General features: G+C 69.7%; 21 protein-coding genes. 9 read left to right on the top strand and 12 right to left on the bottom strand.

What is annotated here, in order from left to right:
* Positions 1-37 precede the first annotated feature (37 nt).
* Together galK and galE are read left to right on the top strand one after the other, a co-directional pair.
* Positions 38-1,219, top strand: coding sequence for a galactokinase (gene galK / locus ACWAT3_RS05335; RefSeq protein WP_460796495.1), 1,182 nt, complete (start codon positions 38-40; stop codon positions 1,217-1,219).
* A 69-nt stretch (positions 1,220-1,288) separates the two neighbouring features.
* Positions 1,289-2,266: a UDP-glucose 4-epimerase GalE gene (galE, locus tag ACWAT3_RS05330; protein ID WP_460796493.1), complete on the top strand. Its 978-nt coding sequence runs from the start codon at positions 1,289-1,291 to the stop codon at positions 2,264-2,266.
* Positions 2,267-2,365: 99 nt separating this feature from the next.
* Here the strand turns inward: galE and ACWAT3_RS05325 are convergent, their stop codons facing one another.
* The 4 genes from ACWAT3_RS05325 to ACWAT3_RS05310 form a co-directional block, all read right to left on the bottom strand.
* Entirely contained in the window at positions 2,366-3,718 is a 1,353-nt protein-coding gene (locus ACWAT3_RS05325) for an MFS transporter (RefSeq protein ID WP_460796492.1), read from the bottom strand.
* A gap of 97 nt (positions 3,719-3,815) precedes the next feature.
* Positions 3,816-4,748 carry a polysaccharide deacetylase family protein gene (locus ACWAT3_RS05320; RefSeq protein ID WP_460796491.1) on the bottom strand — a complete coding sequence of 311 codons (933 nt, stop codon included), beginning with the start codon at positions 4,746-4,748 and terminating at the stop codon, positions 3,816-3,818.
* Entirely contained in the window at positions 4,745-5,893 is a 1,149-nt protein-coding gene (locus ACWAT3_RS05315) for an ROK family transcriptional regulator (protein ID WP_460796489.1), read from the bottom strand. The genes ACWAT3_RS05320 and ACWAT3_RS05315 overlap by 4 nt, the downstream gene beginning before the upstream one ends.
* Before the next feature lie 96 nt (positions 5,894-5,989).
* Positions 5,990-8,245 carry a glycoside hydrolase family 3 C-terminal domain-containing protein gene (locus ACWAT3_RS05310; RefSeq protein WP_460796487.1) on the bottom strand — a complete coding sequence of 752 codons (2,256 nt, stop codon included), beginning with the start codon at positions 8,243-8,245 and terminating at the stop codon, positions 5,990-5,992.
* A gap of 125 nt (positions 8,246-8,370) precedes the next feature.
* Here ACWAT3_RS05310 and ACWAT3_RS05305 point away from each other — a divergent pair, with 125 nt between their 5' ends.
* On the top strand, positions 8,371-8,967 hold the full coding sequence (locus tag ACWAT3_RS05305) for a TetR/AcrR family transcriptional regulator (protein WP_460796486.1): 597 nt from the start codon (positions 8,371-8,373) through the stop codon (positions 8,965-8,967).
* Entirely contained in the window at positions 8,964-10,430 is a 1,467-nt protein-coding gene (locus ACWAT3_RS05300) for a carboxylesterase/lipase family protein (RefSeq protein WP_460796484.1), read from the top strand. The genes ACWAT3_RS05305 and ACWAT3_RS05300 overlap by 4 nt, the downstream gene beginning before the upstream one ends.
* Positions 10,431-10,459: 29 nt before the next feature.
* Here the strand turns inward: ACWAT3_RS05300 and ACWAT3_RS05295 are convergent, their stop codons facing one another.
* The 4 genes from ACWAT3_RS05295 to aztB form a co-directional block, all read right to left on the bottom strand.
* Entirely contained in the window at positions 10,460-11,662 is a 1,203-nt protein-coding gene (locus ACWAT3_RS05295; RefSeq protein ID WP_460796482.1) for a hypothetical protein, read from the bottom strand.
* 74 nt (positions 11,663-11,736) lie between these two features.
* Positions 11,737-12,645, bottom strand: a complete 909-nt coding sequence (locus ACWAT3_RS05290; RefSeq protein WP_460796480.1) for a metal ABC transporter solute-binding protein, Zn/Mn family — start codon at positions 12,643-12,645, stop codon at positions 11,737-11,739.
* Positions 12,642-13,847, bottom strand: a complete 1,206-nt coding sequence (locus ACWAT3_RS05285; protein ID WP_460796478.1) for a hypothetical protein — start codon at positions 13,845-13,847, stop codon at positions 12,642-12,644. Before ACWAT3_RS05285 ends, ACWAT3_RS05290 begins: the two co-directional genes overlap by 4 nt.
* On the bottom strand, positions 13,844-14,689 hold the full coding sequence (gene aztB, locus ACWAT3_RS05280; RefSeq protein WP_460796476.1) for a zinc ABC transporter permease AztB: 846 nt from the start codon (positions 14,687-14,689) through the stop codon (positions 13,844-13,846). Before aztB ends, ACWAT3_RS05285 begins: the two co-directional genes overlap by 4 nt.
* A gap of 54 nt (positions 14,690-14,743) precedes the next feature.
* On the opposite strand from aztB, the gene aztA reads away from it, so the two are divergent.
* Entirely contained in the window at positions 14,744-15,412 is a 669-nt protein-coding gene (gene aztA, locus ACWAT3_RS05275; protein WP_460796474.1) for a zinc ABC transporter ATP-binding protein AztA, read from the top strand.
* A 21-nt stretch (positions 15,413-15,433) separates the two neighbouring features.
* Here the strand turns inward: aztA and ACWAT3_RS05270 are convergent, their stop codons facing one another.
* Genes ACWAT3_RS05270 through ACWAT3_RS05255 form a run of 4 tightly spaced genes read right to left on the bottom strand, consistent with a single transcriptional unit; the run spans position 15,434 to position 19,127 of the window.
* Complete coding sequence (locus ACWAT3_RS05270; protein WP_460796472.1) at positions 15,434-16,372, bottom strand: DNA-methyltransferase; 939 nt, start codon at positions 16,370-16,372, stop codon at positions 15,434-15,436.
* Positions 16,369-17,418, bottom strand: a complete 1,050-nt coding sequence (locus ACWAT3_RS05265; RefSeq protein ID WP_460796470.1) for a lipoate--protein ligase family protein — start codon at positions 17,416-17,418, stop codon at positions 16,369-16,371. The genes ACWAT3_RS05270 and ACWAT3_RS05265 overlap by 4 nt, the downstream gene beginning before the upstream one ends.
* A 37-nt stretch (positions 17,419-17,455) precedes the next feature.
* The gene (locus tag ACWAT3_RS05260) at positions 17,456-18,334 is read right to left on the bottom strand and encodes an alpha/beta fold hydrolase (RefSeq protein ID WP_460796468.1); all 879 of its coding nucleotides are present in this window, start codon (positions 18,332-18,334) and stop codon (positions 17,456-17,458) included.
* A 52-nt stretch (positions 18,335-18,386) separates the two neighbouring features.
* Entirely contained in the window at positions 18,387-19,127 is a 741-nt protein-coding gene (locus tag ACWAT3_RS05255; RefSeq protein WP_460796466.1) for a copper homeostasis protein CutC, read from the bottom strand.
* 253 nt (positions 19,128-19,380) lie between these two features.
* Here ACWAT3_RS05255 and ACWAT3_RS05250 point away from each other — a divergent pair, with 253 nt between their 5' ends.
* Genes ACWAT3_RS05250 through ACWAT3_RS05235 form a run of 4 tightly spaced genes read left to right on the top strand, consistent with a single transcriptional unit; the run spans position 19,381 to position 24,095 of the window.
* Positions 19,381-20,364, top strand: coding sequence for an ABC transporter permease (locus tag ACWAT3_RS05250; protein ID WP_460796464.1), 984 nt, complete (start codon positions 19,381-19,383; stop codon positions 20,362-20,364).
* On the top strand, positions 20,364-21,053 hold the full coding sequence (locus ACWAT3_RS05245; RefSeq protein ID WP_460796462.1) for a YesL family protein: 690 nt from the start codon (positions 20,364-20,366) through the stop codon (positions 21,051-21,053). The genes ACWAT3_RS05250 and ACWAT3_RS05245 overlap by 1 nt, the downstream gene beginning before the upstream one ends.
* Positions 21,050-22,576, top strand: coding sequence for an extracellular solute-binding protein (locus tag ACWAT3_RS05240; protein ID WP_460796460.1), 1,527 nt, complete (start codon positions 21,050-21,052; stop codon positions 22,574-22,576). Before ACWAT3_RS05245 ends, ACWAT3_RS05240 begins: the two co-directional genes overlap by 4 nt.
* Position 22,577: 1 nt before the next feature.
* Positions 22,578-24,095, top strand: coding sequence for an extracellular solute-binding protein (locus ACWAT3_RS05235; RefSeq protein WP_460796459.1), 1,518 nt, complete (start codon positions 22,578-22,580; stop codon positions 24,093-24,095).
* Position 24,096 lies beyond the last annotated feature (1 nt).

Genomic DNA, 24,096 nt, shown 5'->3' with positions numbered 1-24,096 from the left:
GCAACACACGCAACGACGCACCACCCGGAGCACACACATGACCACTGAATCCACCGCCCGCGAGCTCTTCACCTCCCTGACCGGTCACGAGCCGGACGGCATCTGGTCGGCACCCGGCCGCGTCAACCTCATCGGCGAGCACACCGACTACAACGAGGGCTTCGTCCTGCCGTTCGCGATCCCCCATCGCACGGTCGCCGCTGTCGGCGCGCGCGAGGACGGTCGCGGCCGCGTGCGCGTCGCCTCGACCTTCGCCGCCGAGCCCGTCGAGGTCGCCCTCGACGAGCTGCGGACGCTGTTCCCCACGCCCAGCGGCGCCGAACCCGCGGTCCCCGAATGGGCGGCGTATCCGCTCGGAGTCGCGTGGGCGATGCAGGATGCCGGCATCACCGGCACCGGAGTCGACATCGCGATCGCATCGAACGTGCCGGTCGGAGCCGGTCTGTCGTCATCAGCCGCGATCGAGGGTGCCGCGGCATCCGCCCTGAACGACCTGTGGTCCGCCGGTCTCGACAAGACCGCGCTCGCCCGGATCGGGCGCCGCGCCGAGAACGAGGCCGTGGGCGCTCCGACCGGGATCATGGATCAGATGGCGAGCATGATCGGCGGCGTCGACACCGCGATCTTCCTGGACTGCCGCTCGCTCGAGGCGCAGCAGATCCCGCTCGCGGTCGCGGACTCCGGGCTCGCGATCCTCGTGATCGACACGCGCGTCGAGCACGCGCACTCCACCGGCGGATACCGCGACCGCCGCGAGGCGTGCGAGCGGGGCGCCGCGATCATGGGCGTCCCGTCGCTGCGCGATGTCACGATCGACGATCTGCCGCGTGCCGCGGAGCTCATGGACGACGTGACCTTCCGTCGCGTGCGCCACATCGTCACGGAGAACCAGCGCGTGCTCGACACCGTCGCCGCCCTTCGGGCTGACGGCCCGCGCGCGATCGGCGACCTGCTCGTCGCGTCGCACGCGTCGATGCGCGACGACTTCGAGATCTCAGTTCCCGAGCTCGACACGGCCGTCGAGGCCTCGCTCGAGGCCGGAGCCATCGGCGCGCGCATGACCGGCGGCGGTTTCGGCGGCGCGGCGATCGCGCTGATCGAAGCGGATGCCACCGACACCGTCTCCGCGGCCGTGACCGCCGCATTCGCCGCCTCAGGGTTCGGTGAGCCGACCCTGTTCACCGTCACACCGTCGGCCGGCGCACGCCGCGACGCCTGAGCCCGGCTCGCGAATCGCACGTCCCCTGACAGAATGTACGAGGCGCGCTCGCGCCGCGGAAGGAGCACCATGAGTTGGATCGTCACCGGCGGCGCCGGCTATATCGGATCGCACGTCGTCCGCGCCCTCGCGGATGCCGGACTCCGGCCGGTCATCCTCGACGACCTCTCCAGCGGTGTCGCCTCCTTCGTCCCGGAGGGCGTTCCGTTCGTCCAGGGCTCGATCCTCGACCGCGATCTCGTCGAGAAGGCGCTGCGCGACCACGACGCCGAGGGCGTCATCCACGTCGCCGGCTTCAAGTACGCCGGCGTCTCGGTCCAGCGCCCGCTGCACACCTATGCGCAGAACGTCGAGGGCACGCGCATCGTCCTCGAGGCGATGGCCGCCGCCGGCGTGGCGAATATCGTGTTCTCCTCGTCCGCCGCGGTCTACGGCACCCCCGATGTGGCGCTCGTCACCGAGGACACCGCGAAGGCCCCCGCCAGCCCCTACGGCGAGTCCAAGCTCATCGGCGAATGGCTGCTGCGCGACGAGGCGACGGCGACCGCAGCATCCGAGACACCACTGCGGCACACGTCGCTGCGCTACTTCAACGTCGTCGGATCCGCCGACCCGAGCGTGTACGACGTCAGCCCGCACAACCTGTTCCCGATCGTGTTCGAAGCGCTGCTGGCCAGCAAGACGCCGCGGATCAACGGCGACGACTACGCCACCGAGGACGGAACCAACGTCCGCGACTACGTGCACGTCGGCGACATCGCCGCGGCGCACGTGGCAGCAGCGCAGCGTCTGGCCGGTGGAGAGTCGATCGAGCCCGCCTACAACCTCGGCTCCGGCGACGGGCTGAGCGTCAAGCAGATCATGGATGCCGTGGCCCGCGTCACGGGCATCGACTTCACCCCCGAGATCGGACCGCGCCGCGCCGGAGACCCCGACCGCATCGTCGCCGCCGGTGACCTCGCGGCCCGCGATCTGGACTGGAAGATGCGCTACACCGTCGACGAGATGGTGCGCACCGGCTGGGAAGCCCGCCGAAACGCCGGCTGAGCTCCCCGCCTCGCGCGAGACGTACGCTGCGGGGTGAGGCTCAGCCACTCCGGCCACACCTCACCGCGCAACCCACGCCTCACCGCACGAACCACGCGCTCACCGCACGGGCAGCGCCGCGGCGGGGGTCAGATCCTGCGTACGGATCGGGTAGAGCCAGAAGCACACCCACGCCAGAGCTGTGAACACCATCGGCACGACGGCGAGCATGATCCGGATGCCGCCGTCCACGCTCTCCGGCTGCGCATCGCCGAGCGACGCGTCGAATCCGCTGGCGTTGAGCACCCAGGCAGCGACGATCGCCTGCAGCACGACCGAGCCGCGGACGACGAAGCCGTTCACGCCGAAGTACACGCCTTCTCGGCGCTGTCCGGTGCGCTCGGCATCCGCATCGATGATCTGCGACAGCACCACTTCGAGCAGCTGCAGCAGCCCGCCCACCCCGACCCCGACGGCGATTCCGACGACAGCGGCGCCGAGCACCGTCGCGGGCAGCAGATACGCCATCACCCCCAGCCCGAAGACGGCCACCGCCCACAGCAGCGCCATCCGCGGCGTGGTGCGCCGGACGACCGCGCTCCACAGCACGATCGCGGGAATCGCGGTGACGAAGATCGCCCCGAGCAGGATGCTGCCCTCCCCCTCAGCCGCGTGCAGCGAGTAGCGGACGTAGAACGGGATCGCGGCGAGGATCACGGCGATCGCGGTCTGCACGAACAGCGATCCCAGCACGTAGGGCACGAACGCCCGGTTGGCGAACGTGTACCGCAGCTGGTCGGCCCACGCCATCGCGGCCTCGGCATCCGGAGCCTCGCCGCGCCGCTCGATCATGCCGCCGGCGAACGACCAGATCAGCATGACCAGGCACACCGCCCCCAGGGCGAGCGCCATCCCCGGCCAGCCGATCGCGTCGTACAGCAGGGGCGCAGCAGCCGTGCCGAGCACCATGCCGACGATCGCGAAGATCTGCCGCGGAACGTTGCCCCGCGCACGTTCGTCCGTCGTGCGGAAGATCTCCGGGAACAGCGCGGAGATGTTCAGCACCACCACGACGAACGCGATGTCGTACGCCGCTGCCACGATGAGGAACCACACGATCAGACCGCCGGCGGGCAGCGAAGGAGGCATCCAGACCAGTGCGAACGCCACGACCAACGGCACGATCCCCAGACCGATCCACGGGACCCTGCGCCCCCACGGGGTGCGCAGGCGGTCCGAGACGGCGCCGACCAGCGGGTTCAGCAGGGCGTTGAGGATGCCGTGGGCGATCATCGCCCCGGCCACCCACTCCGCCGGCACTCCGAGGTGCGCGACATAGAAGTAGACGACGAAGGCCGAGAAGGTCTGCGCCATGAGCTGCGTCGGGAATCCGGACGCGCCGAAGGCGATCGTCTGCGCCCGATCGGGAGCGCCGGCGAGTCGCCGGTCGCGGATGCGGGTGATCAGGCTCACGGCGTGCTCCCTCGATCGGATGCTCGGACGGACGAGACACCCCCAGCGATCGAAGGCGACGCCGCTGCCGGCGCGCTCCGTGGCACGGCGACCGTTCTCAGCTCCGTCGGCCCCGCTGCAGGTCTCTCAGCGCGCGCCAGCCGACGCGCACGAGTCGTTCTTCCGCGATCGTAGCGGCCACGAGCGGATCCGTGAGCAGTCTCTGCTCGAATCCGCGCTTGGCCGCGCTGAAGTCGACGGCCGCGCGCAGTTCGTCGCCGTCGACCATCGGGTGCAGGAAGATCTCGGTGACGCCGGCCGGCACGGTGCGCAGCAGCTCGATGAAGCCGTCGCGGACCTGCTCGTACGTCTCCTCCTCGTCCGTCCCCTCGTACGCGAGCGGGAACGGATGCGTCCATGCGCGATCGGGGATCACCACGCCCAACGCGTCGGCGCCTGCCGCAGCGCGCGTCGCGGACTCCTGGAACGACGCATCCACCTCGGTCCCGTCGATGAATCGAGGCAGACGGAACGGCAGGCCGTGCTCGGCTGCCAGCCCCAGCGCCTCGGCGAGGAAGTCGCGCCCCGTGGCGAGCCCGTAGACGGATCCCATGTGGTTGTCGAGGTGGGTGACATCGACTCCGGCATCCACAGCGGCCCGCAGCTGAGCGGCGAGCTCGGCGGCGACGTCGCCGGCATCCGCCTGCTCCTCGACCGAGCGCACGAGCGCCGGGAAGAACCCCGACTCGTCGACGAGCGACGACGCGGTGCCCGTGAGCGGACGCCAGCGGTAGTCGGTCCATTCGCTGGTGAGCACGAGGTGCACGCCGACGTCGAGGTCGGTGCGCGCGGCCGCGAACGCGAGCGCCTCCGGCGCCCACGCGCACGGCACCATGACGGTGGTCGAGTCGAGATGCCCCGACTCGAGCAGCGCGCTGATCGCGGTGTTCGCCGCGTGGCACATCCCGAAGTCATCGGCGTTGAGAATGATCGCCCTGGCGCCGGGCGCGAGCCCGAGGCGCGTGGCGAGGTCCGACGGAGACGGCGTCATCGCTGGGTCCTGTCTGCCCGGGTGAGGATGCCGGAGAAGATCTTCTCCTGCAGGACGGATGTGGCTTCGCCGACGGCGCCGACCAGCGTCGCCTCCCGCCCGAACGACGACACCACGAAGATCATCGGCAGCAGGTACGCCATCTCGTCGGCCGCCTGGCGGACAGCGCCGACGAAGGCCGGATGCGCCGCATCCCCGGCGAGCACGAACACCGAGGGATCGAGGACGAGGGTGATGCTCCCCGCGACGAGGATGAGCCGTCCGGCGAGCTCCGCCATCATCTCGACCGCTGCCGCGTCCCCGGCGAGAGCCGCTTCGAGGTGCGCCTGCAGCGGCTCGGCGGGGTCCCGCCCGTTGGTGAGGGCGAGATCCGCGACCACCACCTCATTGAGGACGGGTGCGCCGACCGGGAGCGTCGGCTGCGGCAGATACATGACCTCGCCGGCGATGCCGCTGGCTCCGCGCCGCAGCTTCCCGTCGATCACGATGCCGGCTCCGAGGCCATCGTCGATCGACAGCAGCGCGAAGCTGTCGTGCCCGGACGCCGCCGTGCCGGAGAGCTCGGCGAGCGCCGCGAGGTTGACGTCGTTCTCGATGCGCACGTCGCATCCCAGTCGGGCCTCGAGCGCAGAGCGGAACGCTCCGCCGTCCGGGCCGACGTCGTCGCGGATCGAGCCGTCCCGGCTGACGATGCCCGGCACTCCGACGACGGCGACGCGCAGCGCGCCCGCCTCGGGGGTCAGCACGCCGGTCAACAGTGCGGTGAGTGCATCGACCCGCTCGGAGAGATCGCCGACGGTCGAGAAGGGGCCGCTCCCCTCAGCGAGGACGCGCCCTGTCGGGTCCAGGAGCGCGACGCTCGCCGAGTGATGATCGATGTGCACGGCCGCCGCGCACCCGAGGGACGGGTGCAGGGAGACCCGGGCCGCCGCAGGTCCCCGTGTCGCATGGTCCACCCCAGCGGATGCCACAGCCTCCCCGGCCTCCAGCATCCGCAGGACCTGCGTCACGGCGGTTCGCGACAGCCCGGTCTCGCCCATCAACTCCGCACGGGTCAGGGGGCCGCGTCGTGCCAGCGCCTCCAGAATCGCTCTCGCGTTCAGGCTTCGCAGCAGGGTCTGCGGCCCGGCTGGAGGTCGTGTCACTGCGCTTCCCCGTGCTTCGTTCAGATCGAGTATGACATGAAGTGTCGTACTTCTCGACACATTGTGTCATACCCGTCCGAAGAAGTCGGTGATCGACTACCCCTGGTTGCCCAGAGCGATGAGCTGGTCGACCTGCGCGCGATCGATGCCCATGCCGGGGAACCCGGCGAGCCGGCCGATCGGGAACGATGCCATCATCTTCGCCATCGCCGCGTCGCTCATGATCCCGGCATCCATCGCACCGTCAGCGGCCTCCTGACCGCCGGACAGCTGTTCGCGGACGATCGGGCCGACGACCGGGTGCTCGAGCAGTTCGCCGATCGACGAGTTGGCCGTCAACGGGATGCGCACCTCGTCGCCGGCGACCTGCACCGACACCGCACCGCGCAGGTCACGGCTCGATGCGCCGGCCTCGACGCGGTAGGCGCCGCTCTCGACCACGAAGCGGTCGACGCGGATGTCCCAGTATGCAAGGTCCTCGCGCCGGACGACGACCGAGACCTCCTGCGTCTCGCCCGCGGCGAGCGCGACAGAGGCGAACGCCTTGAGCTCGCGCGGCGCGCGCTCGACGGCCGAGGCCTCCGGTGCGACGTACACCTGCACGACCTCGCGGCCGTCGACGGCGCCGGTGTTCGTCACCGCGACTGCGACACGGATGTCGCCGCCGTCCACCACCGTCGCGGTCGGCGAACCGTACGAGAACGTCGTGTACGACAGCCCGTGGCCGAACGGGAAGGCCACGTCCATCCGACGCGCGTCGTACCAGCGGTAGCCGACGAAGACGCCCTCGCCGTAGCGCACGTGGCCGAACGCGCCGGGGAAGCTCCCGAACGCCGGGGTGTCCTCGAGGCGGTGCGGGATGGTCTCGGCGAGTCGCGCCGACGGGTTAACCGCGCCGGTGAGCACGTCGACCGTCGCCGATCCTCCGGCCTGGCCGAGCAGCCAGGCCTCCACGATCGCGGGGACGCGCTCGGCGAAGGGCAGCGCCACCACGGCGCCGTTGGACAGCACGACCGCGACGTTCGGGTTCACGGCGAGCACGGCATCCACCAGCTCGAGCTGGGCGGCGGGCAGATCGAGGTGCGTCCGGTCGAAGCCCTCCGACTCGTCGGCGTCCGGCAGACCGAGGAAGAGCACGGCCACGTCGTTCGCCGCAGCGAGAGCCACCGCCTCGGCGCGCAGTGCCTCGGCATCGCCCGAGCCGTCGAACGTGAATCCGGGAGCGAACGACGCCCGATCCCCGAACGCGTCGAGCGCGGTGTCGAGGCGGGTCGGGTTGATGTGCGACGACCCACCGCCCTGAAAGCGCGGCGTGCGCGCGAACTCGCCGATCACGGCAACGGAGGCGGACTCGGCGAGGGGCAGCACCGGCGTGCCGTCGACGGGAGCGTTCTGCAGCAGCACGATCGAGCGGCCGGCGACCTCGCGCGCGAGGGCGTGGTGGGCCTCGGCATCCAGAGGCCCCGCAACAGCAGGACGCGCCTGCGACTTCGCCACGAGCGACAGCACCCGACCGGCTGCAGTGTCCACGACGGACTCGTCGAGAGAGCCGTCCTTCACGGCGGCGACGATCTGAGCATCCGTGAACCCGCCGCTCGAGGGCATCTCGAGGTCGAGGCCGGCGGCGAGGCCCTTGACCCGCTCGTTCACCGCACCCCAGTCGGAGACGACCAGTCCTTCGAAGCCCCAGTCGTCGCGCAGCACGTCGCCGAGCAGCCACGGGTCCTCGGACGCGTACACGCCGTTGATGCGGTTGTACGAGCACATGACGGTCCACGGCTGAGCTTCTTTGACGACGTGCTCGAAGCCGCGGAGGTAGATCTCGTGCAGCGGACGGGGGTCGATGTCGCTCGAGGAGCGCATCCGGTCGTCCTCCTGGTTGTTCGCCGCGAAGTGCTTGAGCGACGAGCCGACGCCCTGCGACTGGATGCCGCGGACGAGCCCGGCGCCGATGCGACCGGCGACGATCGGGTCCTCGGAGACGTACTCGAAGTTGCGACCGCACAGCGGCGAGCGCTTGATGTTGATGCCGGGGCCGAGGATCACCGCGACATCCTCGATCGCGGACTCCACGCCCAGCGCGACGCCCACGCGCTCGGCGAGCTCTGGATCGAAGGTCGAGCCGAGCGCGACGGCCGGCGGGAAGCACGTGGCCGGGACGCTGTCGTTGAGCCCGAGGTGGTCGCTCGCGGCCGCCTGCTTGCGCAGGCCGTGCGGACCGTCGGTGAGCATGATCGACGGGACTCCGACCCGGTTGATCCCCTTGGTCGTCCAGAAGTCGGCACCGCTGGTGAGCGAGGCCTTCTCCTCGAGAGTGAGGTCTTCGAGAGTCAGGTGCTGTGGGTCGGTCATCCGAGTTCGCCTTTCGCCGCTTCCGCCATGGATCGCCCGGCCAGGATACGTCCGTTCCGCATCAAAAAGCAAGCAGTGTTCGGTTTTCACTTCCGCGGATGCCGTGGCGCCGATACGCTGGCATCATGACGCGACGCGGGGCCTACGCCAAGGGGATCGCCAAGCGCGAGGAGATCCTGACGACCGCACTCGACGTGGTCGCCGCACAGGGATACCGGCGCGCGTCGGTGCGCGAGCTCGCGGATGCCGTCGGGCTCAGCGCCGCGGGGTTGCTGCACTACTTCGACAGCAAGGAAGAGCTCTTCACGGCGATCCTCCGCAAGCGCGACGAGCACGACCAGACGGTGTACGGCGCCGACGGTGCCGGCATCGACATGCTCCTCACCGTCATCCGGCACAACGCGACCGTGCCCGGGCTCGTCCAGCTGTACGCCCAGCTGGCGGTCGAGGCCGTCGATCCGGAGCATCCGGCGCACGCGTTCTTCCGCGAGCGGACGCTGCTGCTGCAGGAGCAGTTCCGCGCCGCCACCGTCCGCGCACAGCAGCACGGGGACATCCGCGCTGATCTGGACCCGACCTGGGTCGCGACGAGCGTGCAGGCGCTGTCCGACGGGCTCCAGTCGATGTGGCTGCTGGATGCCGGCATCGACATGGCCGCGCACATCGAACGGTTCCTGGACGTCCTGCGTCCGGCTCCGCACCCCGAGGGAGGAGCATCGTGACCGACGCACCCGTCGCGCAGACGGCATCCGGACCGGTCCGCGGGTTCTGGCGGGATGCCGGGACGCCGAACGCCTCGGCGGCCTACCTCGGCATCCCCTTCGCCGCCGCCCCGGTCGGAGAGCTGCGTTTCGCCGCCCCTGTGCCGCCCGAACCATGGACCGACGTGCGCGACGCGACCGCCTACGGCGCGACGGCGCTGCGGCGCGACCCCGGCGGGACGCTGATCCCTGAGCCTCCGATCCCAGGGCCTTCGGTCCTCAACGTCAACGTGTTCACGCCGATGCCGGCCAACCCGCTGCCCGTCCTGGTCTGGATCCACGGCGGGGGCTACACCGAAGGGTCACCCGCGAGCCCCTGGTACGACGGCAGCCGCTTCAATCGCGACGGCGTCGTGACGGTGTCGCTGTCGTACCGGCTGGGCTTCGACGGATTCGGCTGGATCGACGGCGCGCCCCACAACCGCGGCGTGCTCGACTGGATCGCCGGACTCGAATGGGTGCAGCAGAACATCGCCGCGTTCGGCGGCGACCCCGATCGCGTCACGATCGGCGGGCAGTCGGCTGGCGGAGGGGCGGTGCTGACGCTGTTGAGCATGCCCTCGGCGCAGCATCTCTTCCACAGCGCGCTCGCCCTCTCCTCGGCGCTCGCCGACGTCCCGCTCGACAAGGCGCAGGAGCGCGGCGAGCGTCTCGCCGGGATCCTCGGCATCGAGCCGACGGCCGAGGGCTTCCGCTCGGTGCCCGAGTCCCGCATCCTCAAGACCCAGCCGCAGGCGGTCGGCGGCCGAAAAGGACTCGGCCTGCTGTCCGGCCTCGTCGAGGACGGACTCCCCTGGGGCCCGATCGTCGACGGCGAAGTCGTCACCCGCCCTGCCGTGGATGCCCTGGCAGCCGGCATCGGCGCCGACAAGCCGCTCGTGCTCGGCGCCGCCGACGACGAGTTCACGATGATCGCCGACCGGGCGCCGCGCGCGCTGCGCGTCGTGCCGTCGGCCGCCCTCCTGCTCCCTGTGCTGCGCGACCGCGGCGTCCGACGCGCCTATCTGCGGGCGAATCGTCCGCAACGCGCGAAGGGATCGACCGCGATGGTCGGCCGCTTCGTCACCGACCACGTCTTCCGCAGCCTGGTCGTGCGCGTCGCCGAAGCGCGCACTGCGGCGGATGCCGAGACCTGGGTCTACGCGTTCCGCTGGGTGTCGCCGACGAAGGGGTGGTCATGTCACTGCCTCGACGTCCCGTTCTGGTTCGACGGCCTCGACCGCGAGCGCGTCGCCGACCTGGCCGGCCCTCACCCGCCGCAGTCCCTCGCGGACGACATGCACGGCGCCGCGGTGTCATTCGTCACCTCCGGCGCCCCCGGCTGGCCCGCGTGGCGGACCGAGCCGGGGACGGCGAGGGAGTTCGGCGGCGAGGGGCTGCCGGTCACGACCACGGCCTACGACGACACCCTCGCCCTCCTCTGACCCCCGCTCACCGAGCGGGGGCATCGCTGTCAGCCGACGACGACGATCTCGTTCGGCACGTGCGGCAGCTCGCCGGACGCGATCTCCTCGCCGGTGTGCGGGTCGAGGGCGACGAGGGTGCTGTTCGCCGAATCGGTCACGTACACGACGTCGCCGCTCGTGGCGATCGCGGGGTGCGGCTGCTGCCACTCGGTCGGGCTCTCCCACGCCTCGATCGCGTCGTGCGATGCCGTGATCTCGCCGGTCGTCGGGTCGATGACGTGCAGGCGCCCGTCGGAGCCGATCATGACCGCGTCGCCGTCCTCGGTGCGGGTGACGCCGCGCCAGGTGTAGCTGATGCCGTCCGGCAGGGCGACCTTCTCGAGGGTCTTCGCTGCGGTGTCGACGAGTGCGAGGTTCGTCAGCAGGTAACCCTCGGCATCCGGGTCGTCCTTGTAGTCCATGACGACCAGCGGGCTGGCCTCGGACGCGTACGCATTGCCGATGCGGCCGAACTCGTCGGGGGACGCGATCTTGGTGATCGCGCCGTCGGCGAAGACGAGCACACCGTTCTCGCAGCCGAAGACGAGGGCCTCATCCGCGGCAGCGCCCTCGCCGTGGACGTTGGGGCACTGATCGTTCACGGCGATCTCGACGCCGTCGGCATCCACGGCCTTGACACCGGTCCGACCGCTCGCGTCTCCGACCGTCGTGACGAACGTGCCGTCTTCCAGCACGACCGAGACGCCGTGGTGGGCATCGACGCCCTCGATGACCTCGGCATCCGGCAGCGCGCCGTCGACCTCGGCGAGCGCGGCCGTCTCGAAGATGGTCGTGTCGCTGGTCGCGTCGTCGTACAGCACGGTCTTTCCGCCGTGACGGACCACGTGGCCGGCGGCAGCCGCGCCGACGACGAGGTCGGTGAGCTCCGGCTCGCGGACATCCAGCAGCTGGAAGCCCTGCGACGTCGTGACGAAGGCGTGCCGGTCATCACCGGCGGGGTTGAGCCGGACGAATTCCTCCGAGGCCAGGTCGTCGATCACCTCGAGCGTCTCGCCGTCGACGATGAGGACGCCGCCCTCGTAGGCGACCGCGATGCGCGGGCCCGTTTCTACGGCATCCGTGCTGGTCGGCTGCTCGGCCGGGGTATCGCCCGAGCTGTCGGATGCCGGTTGACCTGCGCATCCGGCCAGCAGGAGCGCTGCGCCGGCAACGCCGGCGACCAGGCGCGCCGTTCGTGTGAGCTGTGTCATCTTCTCTTCCTTTCGTCGCCCTGTCGGGCGGGGTGGGTGCCCTTTGCGGGCGAGGTGCCCTGTCGGGCGTGGATTCAGGGGGTCAGGCCCTCGGCGATCCGCGCAGTGTTGACGCGCATCATGTCGAGGTAGGTGTCGCCCGGTTCGCCGGGCGCGGCGAGCGATTCGGTGATGAGCTCGACGACGGCGACGTCTCGATCGGCCTCGTCGGCCAGCACCTGCACGAGGCGGTCGGGCGAGGACGACTCCGCGAAGATCGTGCGGACGCCCGCCTGATCGATCGCGTCGACGAGGCTCTGCAGATCGGCGGGGCTGGGAGCGGCGAGGGTCGTTCCGCCGGGGATCGCAGCCCCGAGCAGCGTGACCTCGTAGCGACGGGCGAGGTAGCCGAAGACGTGATGGTTCGTGACGAGCGCCCGGCGCTCTGCCGGCACGGCCCCGAGCGCGGTCTCCATCTCGTCGTCCAACTCGGCGAGCTTCGCACGGTAGCCTTCCGCCGCGGCCTGCACGTGGGGCGCGGCATCGCCCGCGAGTTCGGCCAGCACGGGAGCGAGCGCATCTACCACGCGCAGCATCTGCGACGGGTCGGTCCAGAAATGCGGGTCGGGGCCCGCACCGTCGGCGTACTCCACCGTCTCGACGTGGTCGCCCGCGAAGAGCACCTCGACGCCCTCGTCGGCCGCCGCGGTGACGTGGTGGGACAGACCTTCTTCGAGCCCGAGCCCGTTCGCGACGACGAGGTCGGCCGACCGCATGCCGGCGGCCTGCTGGGCGGCGAGCTCGAAGGAGTGCGGGTCGGCGCCCGGCGCCATCAATGTGACGACGTCGAGGTGCTCCCCCGCGATCTCGGACACGACATCGCCGAGGATGTTGGTGGTGACGTAGACGCTCGGCCGGTCCGGTTCGGCGGCGGCGCATCCGCCGAGGCCGGCGACCGCCACGATCGCCGCGACGACCGCCGCGGTCCGCCGCGCGAGCATCATCGGCCCGTCCCCGCGAGATGCAGCGGCGTGTACGCCGTCGCGAACGTCCTGGCGATGCGCGCGTCGTCGGCGGCGTCGATCTCCCACAGCGTCTGCTCGGCCGGTCCGTTCAGATAGGCGCGGTTCTGATCGACGACGAAGCGCACGCGATCGGCGGTCTCGGCATCCGCGAGGGATGCCGCCACCAGCGGCTCCGTCCGCGCGACGACCTCTCCGCCGGCGAGGACGAGCACGGCGCCCCCGGCCGTCAGCACCAGCACGCGGCCGTCCTCGTCGTCGATCGCGGCGACCTGCACGATCGGCTCGCCGGCATCATGCAGGGTCCAGGTCCGCTGCCGGGTGTCGAGGATCCAGACACCGGTCTCGCCGGCGATCGCCGCCACGCGGGGACGCGCCTCGCGCGCGGCGAAGTCGACAGCCGCGGCGGCGGCGTCGGCCGGGTACGGGATGCGCTCGACCGCGTCCGGGTCGCCGCCCGTGAACATCACGGCGCCATCCGCGCAGCCGATCACGACGCCGACCACCGTGGTGATCGTTCCGCTCGCGCGTTCGCACGGGATGCTCCCGCCCACCGTGCCGTCGGCGGCGACCACGCTCAGCGATCCGGCGCTGGCGCCAGCGGCACCCGTCATCACGGCGCCGGAGTCCAACGGGACGACGAGTCCCTGGCCGTCGGCGGCCGGGATCCGGAAGAGCTCCTCGAGTTCGCCGTCGGGCAGAGCGGGGGCGTCGATCAGGACAGCCTCGTCGTCGAAGCGCACCCCGACGCCGACCTCGCCCATGACCACCGTCGGCGCCCCGTGGCCGACGATCTCGCCGATGACGCGCGCCGGCGCTTCGTAGTAGTGGAAGTGGTCGATGTGGCTCCAGGTCCACACGCCGCCGTCGATCACGGTGACCGACCCGTCTCGGATGCCGAAGAGGTATCGCCCATCGGTCACGACGTCTTCGACCGGTTCGATCTCGGCCAGCTCGGTCGTCTCCTCGTCGAGGAGGTCGAGGTGGTGCACGGTCCCTGCGGGATCGATCGAGGTGAGGTGGAGGGCCGGCTCCGCCAGCTCACGAGCCCCCTCGATCTGGCCGTGCCCGTCTTCCTCCGCTGCGCTCGTCGACGACGGCGGAACGGCGGGCTCAGCGGGTGCGGCGCACCCGGCGAGCGCCAGGAGGAGGATGCCGGATGCGGCGGCGAAGCGGAATCTCATGGGGTCCTTTCTGCGAGGTCACGTCGATGACCAGCGCTGACGAATCGGTGGGCGATGGCGGAGACGGCGGCGGCGAGGATCGCGGCGAACGCGATCGTCGCGCCCGCCGCGGTGCCGGCGAACCAGGAGATGAGCAGCCCGGCGGCGACGGCGAGGCAGCCGATCGCAGCGGCGAGCGCCATGGTGGTGGGGATGCGCGAGGTCCACCGCCCCGCGGCGACCGCCGGGCCGAGCAGCATGCCGACCACGAGCAGCGAGCCCACCGCCTGGTATGCGGCGACGACAGCGAGAGTGATGAGTCCGACCAGGAGCACGTGCGCGAGCCGCGGCCGCAGCCCGAGCAGCTGCGCCTGACGCGGGTCGACCGTGAGCGCGACGAAGGCGCGGTGTCCAAGCATGGCGACCGCGAGCGTGATGACGGCGACGAGCGCGAGCATCGCGATGTCCTCGATCGAGACGGCGAGGATGTCGCCGAACAGGATCGCGGTGGCGTCCGTGGCGAAGCTGCGCGAGGCCGAGATGATGATGACGCCGAGCGCGAGACTCGCGACGAACAGCAGCCCGATGCTCGTGTCGGCGGACAATCGGCCGCGGCGCTGCAGCACGCCGATCCCGACGGACATTCCCGCGGCGCTGACGGCGGCACCGAGGATGCCGGGGAGCCCGAGGAGCGTCGCGACGGCGATGCCGGGGAGCATGCCGTGCGCCATGGCCTCGCCGAGGAAGGCCATTCCGCGCAGCACCACCCACGTGCCGACGACGCCGCAGATCACGGCGACCAGGCAGCCGCTGAGCAGAGCGCGCTGCACGAACGCGATGGCGAAGGGGTCGAGGAGAGTCACAGGGAGCGACTGTAGCAGTTATTGAGAACGATTATCATCTGCAATAATGACGACATGCAGTCGTCGACACCGCTCTTGCCCACGACCCGCGTGCTGTCGATGCGCGGCGTCGCTGTGGACCACGATGGGCACCCCGCGCTGCGCGGTATCGACGTGGACGCGTTCGCGGGAAGGCTGCTCGTCGTCTCCGGGCCGAACGGATCGGGCAAGTCGACGCTGCTGAGCGTCGCCGCAGGACTCCTCGCTCCGCACAGCGGATCGGTCGAGGTCCGGCCGGGCATCCGCACGGCGCTCGTGCCGCAGTCGACGCCGCTTCCCGCGCACCTTCCGCTGACCGTGACCGACCTCGTCTCGATGGGCACCTGGGCGCGGCTGGGATCCTGGCGCCCGGCCAGGCGTGCCGACCGCGCCGCCGTGGCGGATGCCCTGGAAGCCGTCGGCCTCACCGATCTGTCACGGCGACGGATCGGTGCCCTCTCCGGTGGCCAGCGTCAGCGGGCGCTGCTCGCGCAGGCACTCGTTCAGCGCGCCGATCTCGTCCTGCTCGACGAGCCGATGGCGGCGCTGGATGCGCACTCGCGGACGATCGTCGCGGATGCCGTCGACCAGCTGGCGTCGACCGGCGCTTCTGTGGTGGCGGTCACGCACGACCCCGGCGAGTTCCACCGCATCGACGATCGGCTCCTGCTCGAGGACGGGCTGGTCGCGGCTCTCGTCGGCTGAGCGAGCACCAGCCGCCCTCGCTCAGGGGACGAAGGGCGTGACAGCGGCGTGCGGCATCCGCCGCTGCATCACCTGGATCGCCTCCGGATTGTCGTCGACGAGCACGGCGTCGCGGCCGAAGGCCGACGCGACGGCGCCGGTGGTCCCGCTGCCGGCGAAGAGGTCGAGCACGCGGTCGCCCGGTCGACTCGACGCCTGCACGATGCGCCGCAGGATGCCCTCCGGCTTCTGCGTCGGATACCCGGTCTTCTCCCGCCCCGTGGTCGGCACGATCGTGTGCCACCAGACATCGGTGGGCAGCTTTCCGCGGGCGGCCTTCTCGGGTGTGACCAGACCCGGCGCCATGTAGGGCTCGCGATCCACGGCATCCGAGTCGAAGTAGTGCGCGCCGGGGGTCTTGGCGTAGACGAGGATCGTGTCGTGCTTGGTCGGCCACCGGCGGCGGGACTTCGCGCCGTAGTCGTACGCCCAGATCAGCTCGTTGAGGAACGCATCGCGGCCGAAGACGGCATCCATCATGACCTTGGCGTAGTGCGCCTCGCGATAGTCGAGGTGCAGGTAGAGCGTGCCGTCTGCCGTCAGCAGCCGCCAGGCCTCTTCGAGCCGCGGCATGAGGAACGCGCCGTAGTCGTCGAAGCGGTCGTCGTACGCGCGCAGCATGCCGCGGACGCGTTCGTACGCGTGCCCGTGGAAACCGTGCCGGATCTCCCGCTCGGCCGGTTCCTCCGCGACGGGGATCTCGATGTCGAGTTCCGGCTGCTCGGCGAACCGGCGGGCCGTGACGACCTGCCGCTCCTGAGTGCGACCGGTGTTGAACGGCGGGTCGAGGTAGACGAGTGCGAAGGATGCCGAGGGCAGTGTCTTCGCGACTTCAAGGCTGTCTCCGTGCACGATCGAGACGGAGCCGACGGCATCGGGGCGCGGCGGGGCGGGATCCGCGGAGGGGGGCGTGGGGGTCACGGAACCCGGTGCAGCCAGGCGTCGGTCGAGAACTTCGACTCCACGAGCGCCTCGGCGGCGGAGTACTCCTCGGCGGTGATCGCTCCGGTCTCGGCCTTCGTCAGGGACCGGAAGGTGTCCGTGAAGCGCTCGATGATCTCGGCGCGGGAGAGCCCGGTTTGACTGCGCAGCGGATCCACGCGCTTGGCCGCCGACGTCGTGCCCTTGTCGCTGAGCTTCTCGCGGCCGATGCGCAGCACCTCGGTCATCATCTGCCCGTCGATGTCGTACGACAGCGTGGCGTGATGGAGCACGCCGCCGTTGGCCAGACGCTTCTGCGCCGCGCCGCCGATCTTGCCGGTCGGGGAGGCGATGTCGTTGAGCGGTTGATACGTCGCGTCGATGCCGAGCGACCGCAGCGCCTGCAGCACCCAGTCGTCGAGGAAGGCGTACGAATCGGCGAACGTGAGGCCCTGCACGAGGGATGCCGGGACGTACAGCGAGTACGTGATGATCTGGCCGGCGGCCATGAGCATCGCCCCTCCGCCGGAGATGCGACGAACGACGTCGAAGCCGTGACGCGCGGCACCCTCGGGGTCGACCTCGTTGCGGTACGACTGGAACGAGCCGATCACGACGGCGGATTCGTCCCACTCCCAGATGCGCAGGGTCGGGCGGCGACGTCCCTCGCCCACCCGCGCGGTGAGCACCTCGTCGAGCGCGAGGTTCATGCGCGGGGACACGGCCTTCTCGTGCACGATCTCCCAGTCGAAGTCCTGCCAGCCGGGTGCGGTGACCAGGGCGCGCCGGACGGCGGTGCCGACCGCTTCCGGTGTGAAGCCGAGGAGCTGGGCCCCGTCGGGAAGCGCGCTGCGGACCGCGGCGGCGATCGCCGTGACATCCGACTCCGCCATCAGGCCGTTGACGGCCTCGTCGATGTCGTCGAGCGCCGTGTCCGGCTCGAGGAAGAAGTCGCCGGCCAGCCGGAATCCGTCGATGCGTCCGTCCTTGACCTCGAGGTCGACGACGACGAGCTTGCCACCAGGGACTTTGTACTCACCATGCACGTTCCCAGCCTACGCCGGGGCGGGGCGGGGCGAGCCGCTACCCGCGAGCGGGGATGTGCTTGTCGAGCCAGGCGAGCAGATCCGCGCGCACGGAGCCCTGCTGCAGCTCGTTGAAGATCTCGTGGCGCGCGTCGGGGTAGACGAGCGTCGTGACATCGGTGAGCCCGGAGCGCTCGCGGTACTCATCGGCCAGGCGGTGCACGCTCCGCGGGCCGCCGACGGCGTCGTCGCGTCCGACCATGAGCAGCATCGGGATGTCGCGGCCCAGGTGCTTCTTCGGCCGGCCGTACAGCTTGAGCGCCTCGACGGGGCCGAACAGCTTCAACAGCGGCTGGTTCGTGGTGAGCGGGTCGGCGTCGAACTCCTCCCACACCGCGGCGTCGCGGCTGAGCCATTCGTAGCCGGTGGCGTTCTCGCCCTCCCACCGGGCGTTGAGCGGCGCCGCGTTGAGCATCAACGGGGTCCGCAGCGCCGACCCGGACAGCACGACGGCATCCCACGCCTCGGGGTGCTCGTTCACCAGCATCTGCGCGAGGAACGACCCCCACGAGTGGCCGAACAGCACGAGCGGCAGGTCCGGATTCTCGTCGCGGATGATGCCGGTGAGCTGCCAGATCGCGTCCTTCGCGGCGTGCAGTCCGCCCTTGCCGAGGCGGCCGAGCTTCGCGGCGTCGCCGTGCTGACGCATGCCGGTGCGTCCGTGTCCGCGATGATCGTCGGCATAGACGATGAAGCCGGCGCGGTTCAGCGCCGCGATCAGCTCTCCGTAGCGTCCGGCGTGCTCGCCGACGCCGTGCAGCAGCTGCACGGCACCGCGCAGCTCGCCCTCGGCCGGATGAACGTCGTAGACGATCGTGACGCCGTGAACATCCGTGTACTCGGCAGTGCGGGACGCGGCGTTTCGGGGGTCGGCCATGGCAGAGAGTCTACGGACGCGACCGCCCGCTGTCCCACCCTCGCGACTCGCGTCAGAGCCCGAGCGCCGCTCGGACAGCGAACGCGGCCGCTCGGTCGGTGACCTCATGGCCGCCGACGCCGTCCGCGGCCGACCCCATCCGGACGCCGCCGGAAGCGCTGACGGTGCGCTTGGCGGAGAAGTGCACCGCATCGACGCCGGTCGCCGCGATCTCGACGACGGATGCCGCGTCCACGCCGCTCCCCGCCATGATCTCGATCCCGCCCGCCGCCTCCTCGACCAGGCGCCGGAGGACGTCGATGCCGTCGATCGCCGCCGACGCACCACCGGAGGTGAGCACACGGGCGAGCCCCAGCTCGCGAGCTGTGCGCATCGCGGCCACCGGGTCCGCTGTCACGTCGATCGCACGGTGCAGGGTCACGGACGCGTCGCCCGCGGCATCCACCAGCCGGGCCATCGCGTCCCGATCGATCCGGCCGGACGCGTCAAGGCAGCCGATCACGACGCCGGCCGCGCCGGCGGAGACGGCGAAGCGCACATCGTGCTCGATCACCGCCAGTTCATCGGCGTCGTAGTGAAAGCCCCCGGCTCGCGGACGCACGAGCACGTGCACCTCCGGTCCGCCGTCTGCCGCTTCGGCAAGCGCGAGCTCGAGCGTCGCCGGCGACGGCGTCAGCCCGCCGAGCGCCAGGCCCTGCGTGAGTTCGACGCGTGCGGCGCCCACCTCTCCGGCGATGCGCGCACCGGCGACGTCCTGGACGGCGAGTTCGAGAGCTGGGGTCACGGCATCCATTCTCCCGTGCCGTCAGGGACCGGCCGACGGTGCGGCACGCCGCGGGCCTCGCCGTCTCCGCTCTAACGTTGTAGGTCATCGCTTCAATCACGGTCGCAACGAACGGTTGTTGCCGAACGCGTCCCGTGCTAGTCTCGGGAAACCGGTTACCGAAGAAGCGTTTTCTCTCTTGGCGACCGCCACCCGAACTCGATGATGAGCGCAGGAAGAGGCCTCGAATGCGGACCGAACTCGCGATGATGCGGATGCAGGCATGACCGTGCTGGATGCTCCCCAGACCGCGCAGCCGAATGTCCCGGACACGACGGATGCACCGCCTCCCGTCTACCCGGCCCGCCCGTGGTGGCAGCAGGTCTGGCGCCACAAGGCTCTGTACCTCATGGCTCTGCCGGGCATCGTGTACTTCATCGTCTTCAAGTACGTGCCCATGGGCGGTCTGGTGATCGCGTTCCAGGACTACTCGCCGTTCCGCGGCATCGGCGGCAGCCCCTGGGTCGGGTTCGAGCACTTCATCCGGTTCTTCACCGAAGACACCTTCATGATGCTGCTCACCAACACGGTGATCATCTCCCTCCTGCTGCTGGTGTTCGCGTTCCCCGTGCCGATCATCCTCGCGCTGCTGCTGAACGAGGTGCGCACGCGGGTGTTCCAGCGCAGCATCCAGACCGTCATCTACCTCCCGCACTTCATGTCGTGGGTGATCGTGGTCTCGCTGTTCTACGTGCTGCTGACCACCGACGGCGGCGGCATCAACAACCTGCTCGAGTCCTGGGGCCTGGAGCAGGTTCCCTTCCTGACGGACCCGAACTGGCTGCGACCGCTGTACACGGTGCAGGAGATCTGGAAGAGCGCCGGCTGGGGGACGATCATCTACCTCGCCGCCATGACCGCGGTCGACCTCCAGCTGTACGAGGCGGCCGAGATCGACGGCGCTGGGCGCTGGCTGCAGACCTGGCACATCACGCTCCCCGCGATCCGCCCCACCATCATCGTGATGTTCATCCTGTCGATCGGCGACTTCCTCGAGCTCGGCTTCGAGCACATGTTCCTCATGCTGAATTCGCTCAACCGCGAAGTCGGCGAGATCTTCGACACGTACGTCTACACGGCGGGTATCCAGAACGGCCAGCTCAGCTATGCCACCGCCGTCGGCCTCTTCAAGGGTCTGGTCGGTCTCGTCCTCGTGATCATGGCCAACCGGCTCGCGAAGAAGTTCGGCGAGGAAGGCGTGTTCTGATGTTCTCGTTCGAGGGCTTCATGCGCATCAACCTGTTCCTGCGCGGCGTCTACCGGATCGCGTACCTGAACCTGCTGTGGATCGCCGCGACCGCGCTGGGCCTGGTCGTGTTCGGCATCGGCCCTGCCTCGTACGCCGTCGCGGCCTACATCGACCGCTGGTTCCGTTTCGGCGAGACGCCGCCGGTCACCCGCGCCTTCATCGGCCACCTGCGCGCGCACTACTGGCACTCGGCGGCGATGGGCTGGATCCTCACGGCCGCGGCGGCCATCGTCATCACGAACATCTTCGCCGCGTCGACCTGGCTGCTGCAGTTCGGCAACGTCGCCGCTCTCGTCGTGATCTGCGTGATCGCCGGCTACGTCTTCCCCGTGATGGCCGCGACCGACGTCCGCGGCATCCCCCGCCAGCTCGCCGCGGCTCTCATGATCGGCGTCGGCTCGCTGCACTGGACGATCCTCGCGGCCACCGCGGTCGGCGTCACGGTGTGGCTGCTGACCTCGTTCGCGCTCCCGCTGCTCGTCCTGTTCGGCATCGGGATCCCGGCGTCCGCCGTCGGCTTCGTGACGCGCATCGTCTTCCGGCAGCTCGCCGCGGATGCCGCTGACACCGCCACTCAGACCTCACCCCCCAGGGCCGGCGCGACCGTGCAGGCCCGTCTCCACCTTGCGAGAGGAACATCAGAATGAGGAATCACTCCAGGCTCGGAATCGCCGTCGCTTCCGTCGCCGTCGCATCGCTCGCGCTCACCGCGTGCGGAGCGTCCGACGCCCCCGCGAACAGCAACGAAGGCAGCAGCGGCGACGTCACCACCCCGGAGAGCATCACCTGGATGGCGATGCTGCACACCCCCACCACTCCGGAAGCGGATGGCCCGATCGCGACGGCACTCGCCGAGTACACCGGCACCGAGGTCGACTTCCAGTGGGTACCGGATGCCTCCAAGGACGAGAAGATCAACGCCGCGCTCGCGTCGGACACGCTCGCCGACATCACGTCGCTGACGAACTCCACCAACACCTCGGTGCGACAGGCCCTGAAGTCCGGTCAGTTCTGGGATGTCGAGCCGTACCTCGAGGACTACGAGAACCTCTCCCAGATCGACGAGAAGACGCTCGCCTCCGCCCGCGTCGACGGACACCTGTACGGTGTCCCGTTCCAGAAGCCGGTGGCGCGCTACGGCGTCCTGGTCCGTCAGGACTGGCTCGACAATCTCGGCCTGGAAGCGCCGCACACGATCGAGGAGCTCAGCGAGGTCGCCGTGGCCTTCACCCAGGACGACCCGGATGGCAACGGCAAGGACGACACGACCGGCTTCATCGACCGCCTGGAGAGCTTCAAGCTCGGCTTCAAGACGCTGGCCGGCTTCTTCGGGGCGGGGAACAACTTCGTCGTCGAGGACGACGAGGTCATCCCGACGTTCCAGACCGACGAGTTCAAAGAGGCCATGGAGTGGTACCGCGGGCTGTACGAGCAGGGCGCGGTCAACGGCGAGTTCGTCACGATGCAGAAGCAGAACCAGCAGGATGCGATCGCGCAGGGCAAGGGCGGCATCGTGGTGACGGGTCTGTTCGAGGCGAAGAACTATATGAACCTCGCCACCAGCGCCGACCCGAACACGCCGATGGCATGGGCGCTGATCAACGACATGACCTTCGAGGACGTGCCGCGCCGCATCCTCTCCGACACGGGCGGCGGATTCGGCGGCTGGCTGGCCATGTCGACCAGCCAGGTGAAGGACGAGGCAGAACTCAAGGGCATCCTCGCCTTCATCGACAAGCTGCTCGATGAAGACGCCTTCGCGCTGATGACCAACGGCATCGAGGACGAGCACTACACGGTCGACGCCGACGGCATCGTGACGATCGCCGACCAGCCGAAGTGGGAGCAGGAGGTGCAGCCGTACAACTCGTCGCGCCCGTCCGACAACGTGACGACGTTCAAGAGTTCCACGCCGTACGTGGACGAGGGCAACGAGAAGATCGCTGAGAACGCCGAGTTCGCGGTGATCGACCCGACCCAGCCGCTGTCCTCGGACGCGTTCGACCAGAGCTGGTCCACGATCCAGCAGGCCGCCAACGACGCGTACAACAAGTACATGGTCGGCCAGCTCGATATGGCCGGCTACGAGGCGGCCATCGCCGACCTCGATGGCAAGGGGCTGAACACCATCATCGAAGAGCTCAGCGCCTCCTACGCGGAGAACAACTGACATGCGCGCTCGTTCCCGACTGACGCTCGTCACTGCGTCCGCTGCCGTCGCCGCACTCGCCCTCGTCGGATGCGGCGCATCCGGCGACGCATCCTCCGAGGGCGGCGGATCCGCCGAGATCCCCGAGGAGATCTCCTGGATGGCGATCCTGCACACGCCGACGACTCCGGATGCGGACGGTCCCATCCAGACCGCCCTGGAGGAGACCACAGGGGCCGAGCTCGACTTCCAGTGGGTGCCTGCTGCCTCCGCCGATGAGAAGATCAACGCCGCGCTCGCGTCGGACTCGCTCGCCGACATCACCTCGCTGACCAACATCACGAACACGTCGGTGCGCCAGGCGCTGAAGTCCGGTCAGTTCTGGGACGTCGAGCCGTACCTCGAGGACTACCCGAACCTGTCCAAGATCGATGACCAGACGATCGCGTCCGCCCGCGTGGACGGCCACCTGTACGGCGTGCCGTTCCAGAAGCCGATCGCCCGGTACGGCGTGATCGTCCGGCAGGACTGGTTGGACAACCTCGGACTCGAGGTCCCGCACACGATCGAAGAGCTCGGCGAGGTCGCCGTGGCCTTCGCGACGCAGGACCCTGATGGCAACGGGAAGGACGACACTACGGGCTTCCTCGATCGCCTGGAGAGCTTCAAGCTCGGCTTCAAGAGCCTCGCCGGCTACTTCGGCGCGGGGAACAACTTCGTCGTCGAGGACGACGAGGTCATCCCGACCTTCCAGACCGATGAGTTCAAGCAGGCCATGGAGTGGTACCGCGGACTCTACGAGCAGGGCGCCATCAACGGCGAGTTCGTCACCATGCAGAAGCAGAACCAGATCGACGCGATCGCCCAGGGCAAGGGCGGCATCGTCGTGACCGGTCTGTTCGAGCCGAAGGGGTACATGAACCTCGCGGTCAGCTCCAACCCGAACACGCCGATGTCGTGGGCGCTGATCAACGACATGACGTTCGAGGACGTGCCGCGCCGCATCCTCTCCGACACCAACGGCGGCTTCGGCGGCTGGCTGGCGATGTCGAAGAGCCAGGTCGAGACCGAGGATGACCTCCGAGGCATGCTCGCGTTCATCGACAAGCTGCTCGACGAAGAGGCGTTCACGCTCATGACGAACGGCATCGAGGACGAGCACTACACGGTCGACGCGGACGGCGTCGTCACGATCGCCGACCAGCCGAAGTGGGAGCAAGAGGTGCAGCCGTACTCGTCCTCGCGCCCCAGCGACAACGTCGTGACGTTCAAGAGCTCGACGCCGTACGTCGACGAGGGCAACGAGAAGATCGCTGAGAACACCGAGTTCGCGGTGGTCGACCCGACTCTGCCGCTGTCGTCCGACGCGTTCGATCAGAGCTGGTCGACGATCCAGCAGGCCGCGAACGACGCGTACAACAAGTACATGGTCGGCCAGCTCGACATGGCCGGCTACGAGGCGGCGATCGAGAAGCTCGACGGCCAGGGGCTGAACACCATCATCGAAGAGCTCAGCGCCTCCTACGCGGAGACGAACTGAC

Source organism: Microbacterium sp. GXF0217 (genome assembly GCF_054798195.1).
Note: the sequence above shows the minus strand (reverse complement) of the source record. Positions and strands in the feature narration are given on the sequence as shown.

Bases quoted from the DNA above. Each gene is read 5' to 3' on its own strand.
- aztA (WP_460796474.1), top strand. From the start codon at position 14,744: ATGCAGTCGTCGACACCGCTCTTGCCCACGACCCGCGTGCTGTCGATG.
- ACWAT3_RS05285 (WP_460796478.1), bottom strand. From the start codon at position 13,847: ATGAGATTCCGCTTCGCCGCCGCATCCGGCATCCTCCTCCTGGCGCTC.
- ACWAT3_RS05320 (WP_460796491.1), bottom strand. From the start codon at position 4,748: ATGACGCCGTCTCCGTCGGACCTCGCCACGCGCCTCGGGCTCGCGCCC.
- galE (WP_460796493.1), top strand. From the start codon at position 1,289: ATGAGTTGGATCGTCACCGGCGGCGCCGGCTATATCGGATCGCACGTC.
- ACWAT3_RS05255 (WP_460796466.1), bottom strand. From the start codon at position 19,127: ATGGATGCCGTGACCCCAGCTCTCGAACTCGCCGTCCAGGACGTCGCC.
- ACWAT3_RS05245 (WP_460796462.1), top strand. From the start codon at position 20,364: ATGTTCTCGTTCGAGGGCTTCATGCGCATCAACCTGTTCCTGCGCGGC.
- ACWAT3_RS05290 (WP_460796480.1), bottom strand. From the start codon at position 12,645: ATGATGCTCGCGCGGCGGACCGCGGCGGTCGTCGCGGCGATCGTGGCG.
- ACWAT3_RS05235 (WP_460796459.1), top strand. From the start codon at position 22,578: ATGCGCGCTCGTTCCCGACTGACGCTCGTCACTGCGTCCGCTGCCGTC.
- ACWAT3_RS05250 (WP_460796464.1), top strand. From the start codon at position 19,381: ATGACCGTGCTGGATGCTCCCCAGACCGCGCAGCCGAATGTCCCGGAC.
- ACWAT3_RS05295 (WP_460796482.1), bottom strand. From the start codon at position 11,662: ATGACACAGCTCACACGAACGGCGCGCCTGGTCGCCGGCGTTGCCGGC.
- ACWAT3_RS05260 (WP_460796468.1), bottom strand. From the start codon at position 18,334: ATGGCCGACCCCCGAAACGCCGCGTCCCGCACTGCCGAGTACACGGAT.
- galK (WP_460796495.1), top strand. From the start codon at position 38: ATGACCACTGAATCCACCGCCCGCGAGCTCTTCACCTCCCTGACCGGT.
- ACWAT3_RS05310 (WP_460796487.1), bottom strand. From the start codon at position 8,245: ATGACCGACCCACAGCACCTGACTCTCGAAGACCTCACTCTCGAGGAG.
- ACWAT3_RS05305 (WP_460796486.1), top strand. From the start codon at position 8,371: ATGACGCGACGCGGGGCCTACGCCAAGGGGATCGCCAAGCGCGAGGAG.
- ACWAT3_RS05240 (WP_460796460.1), top strand. From the start codon at position 21,050: ATGAGGAATCACTCCAGGCTCGGAATCGCCGTCGCTTCCGTCGCCGTC.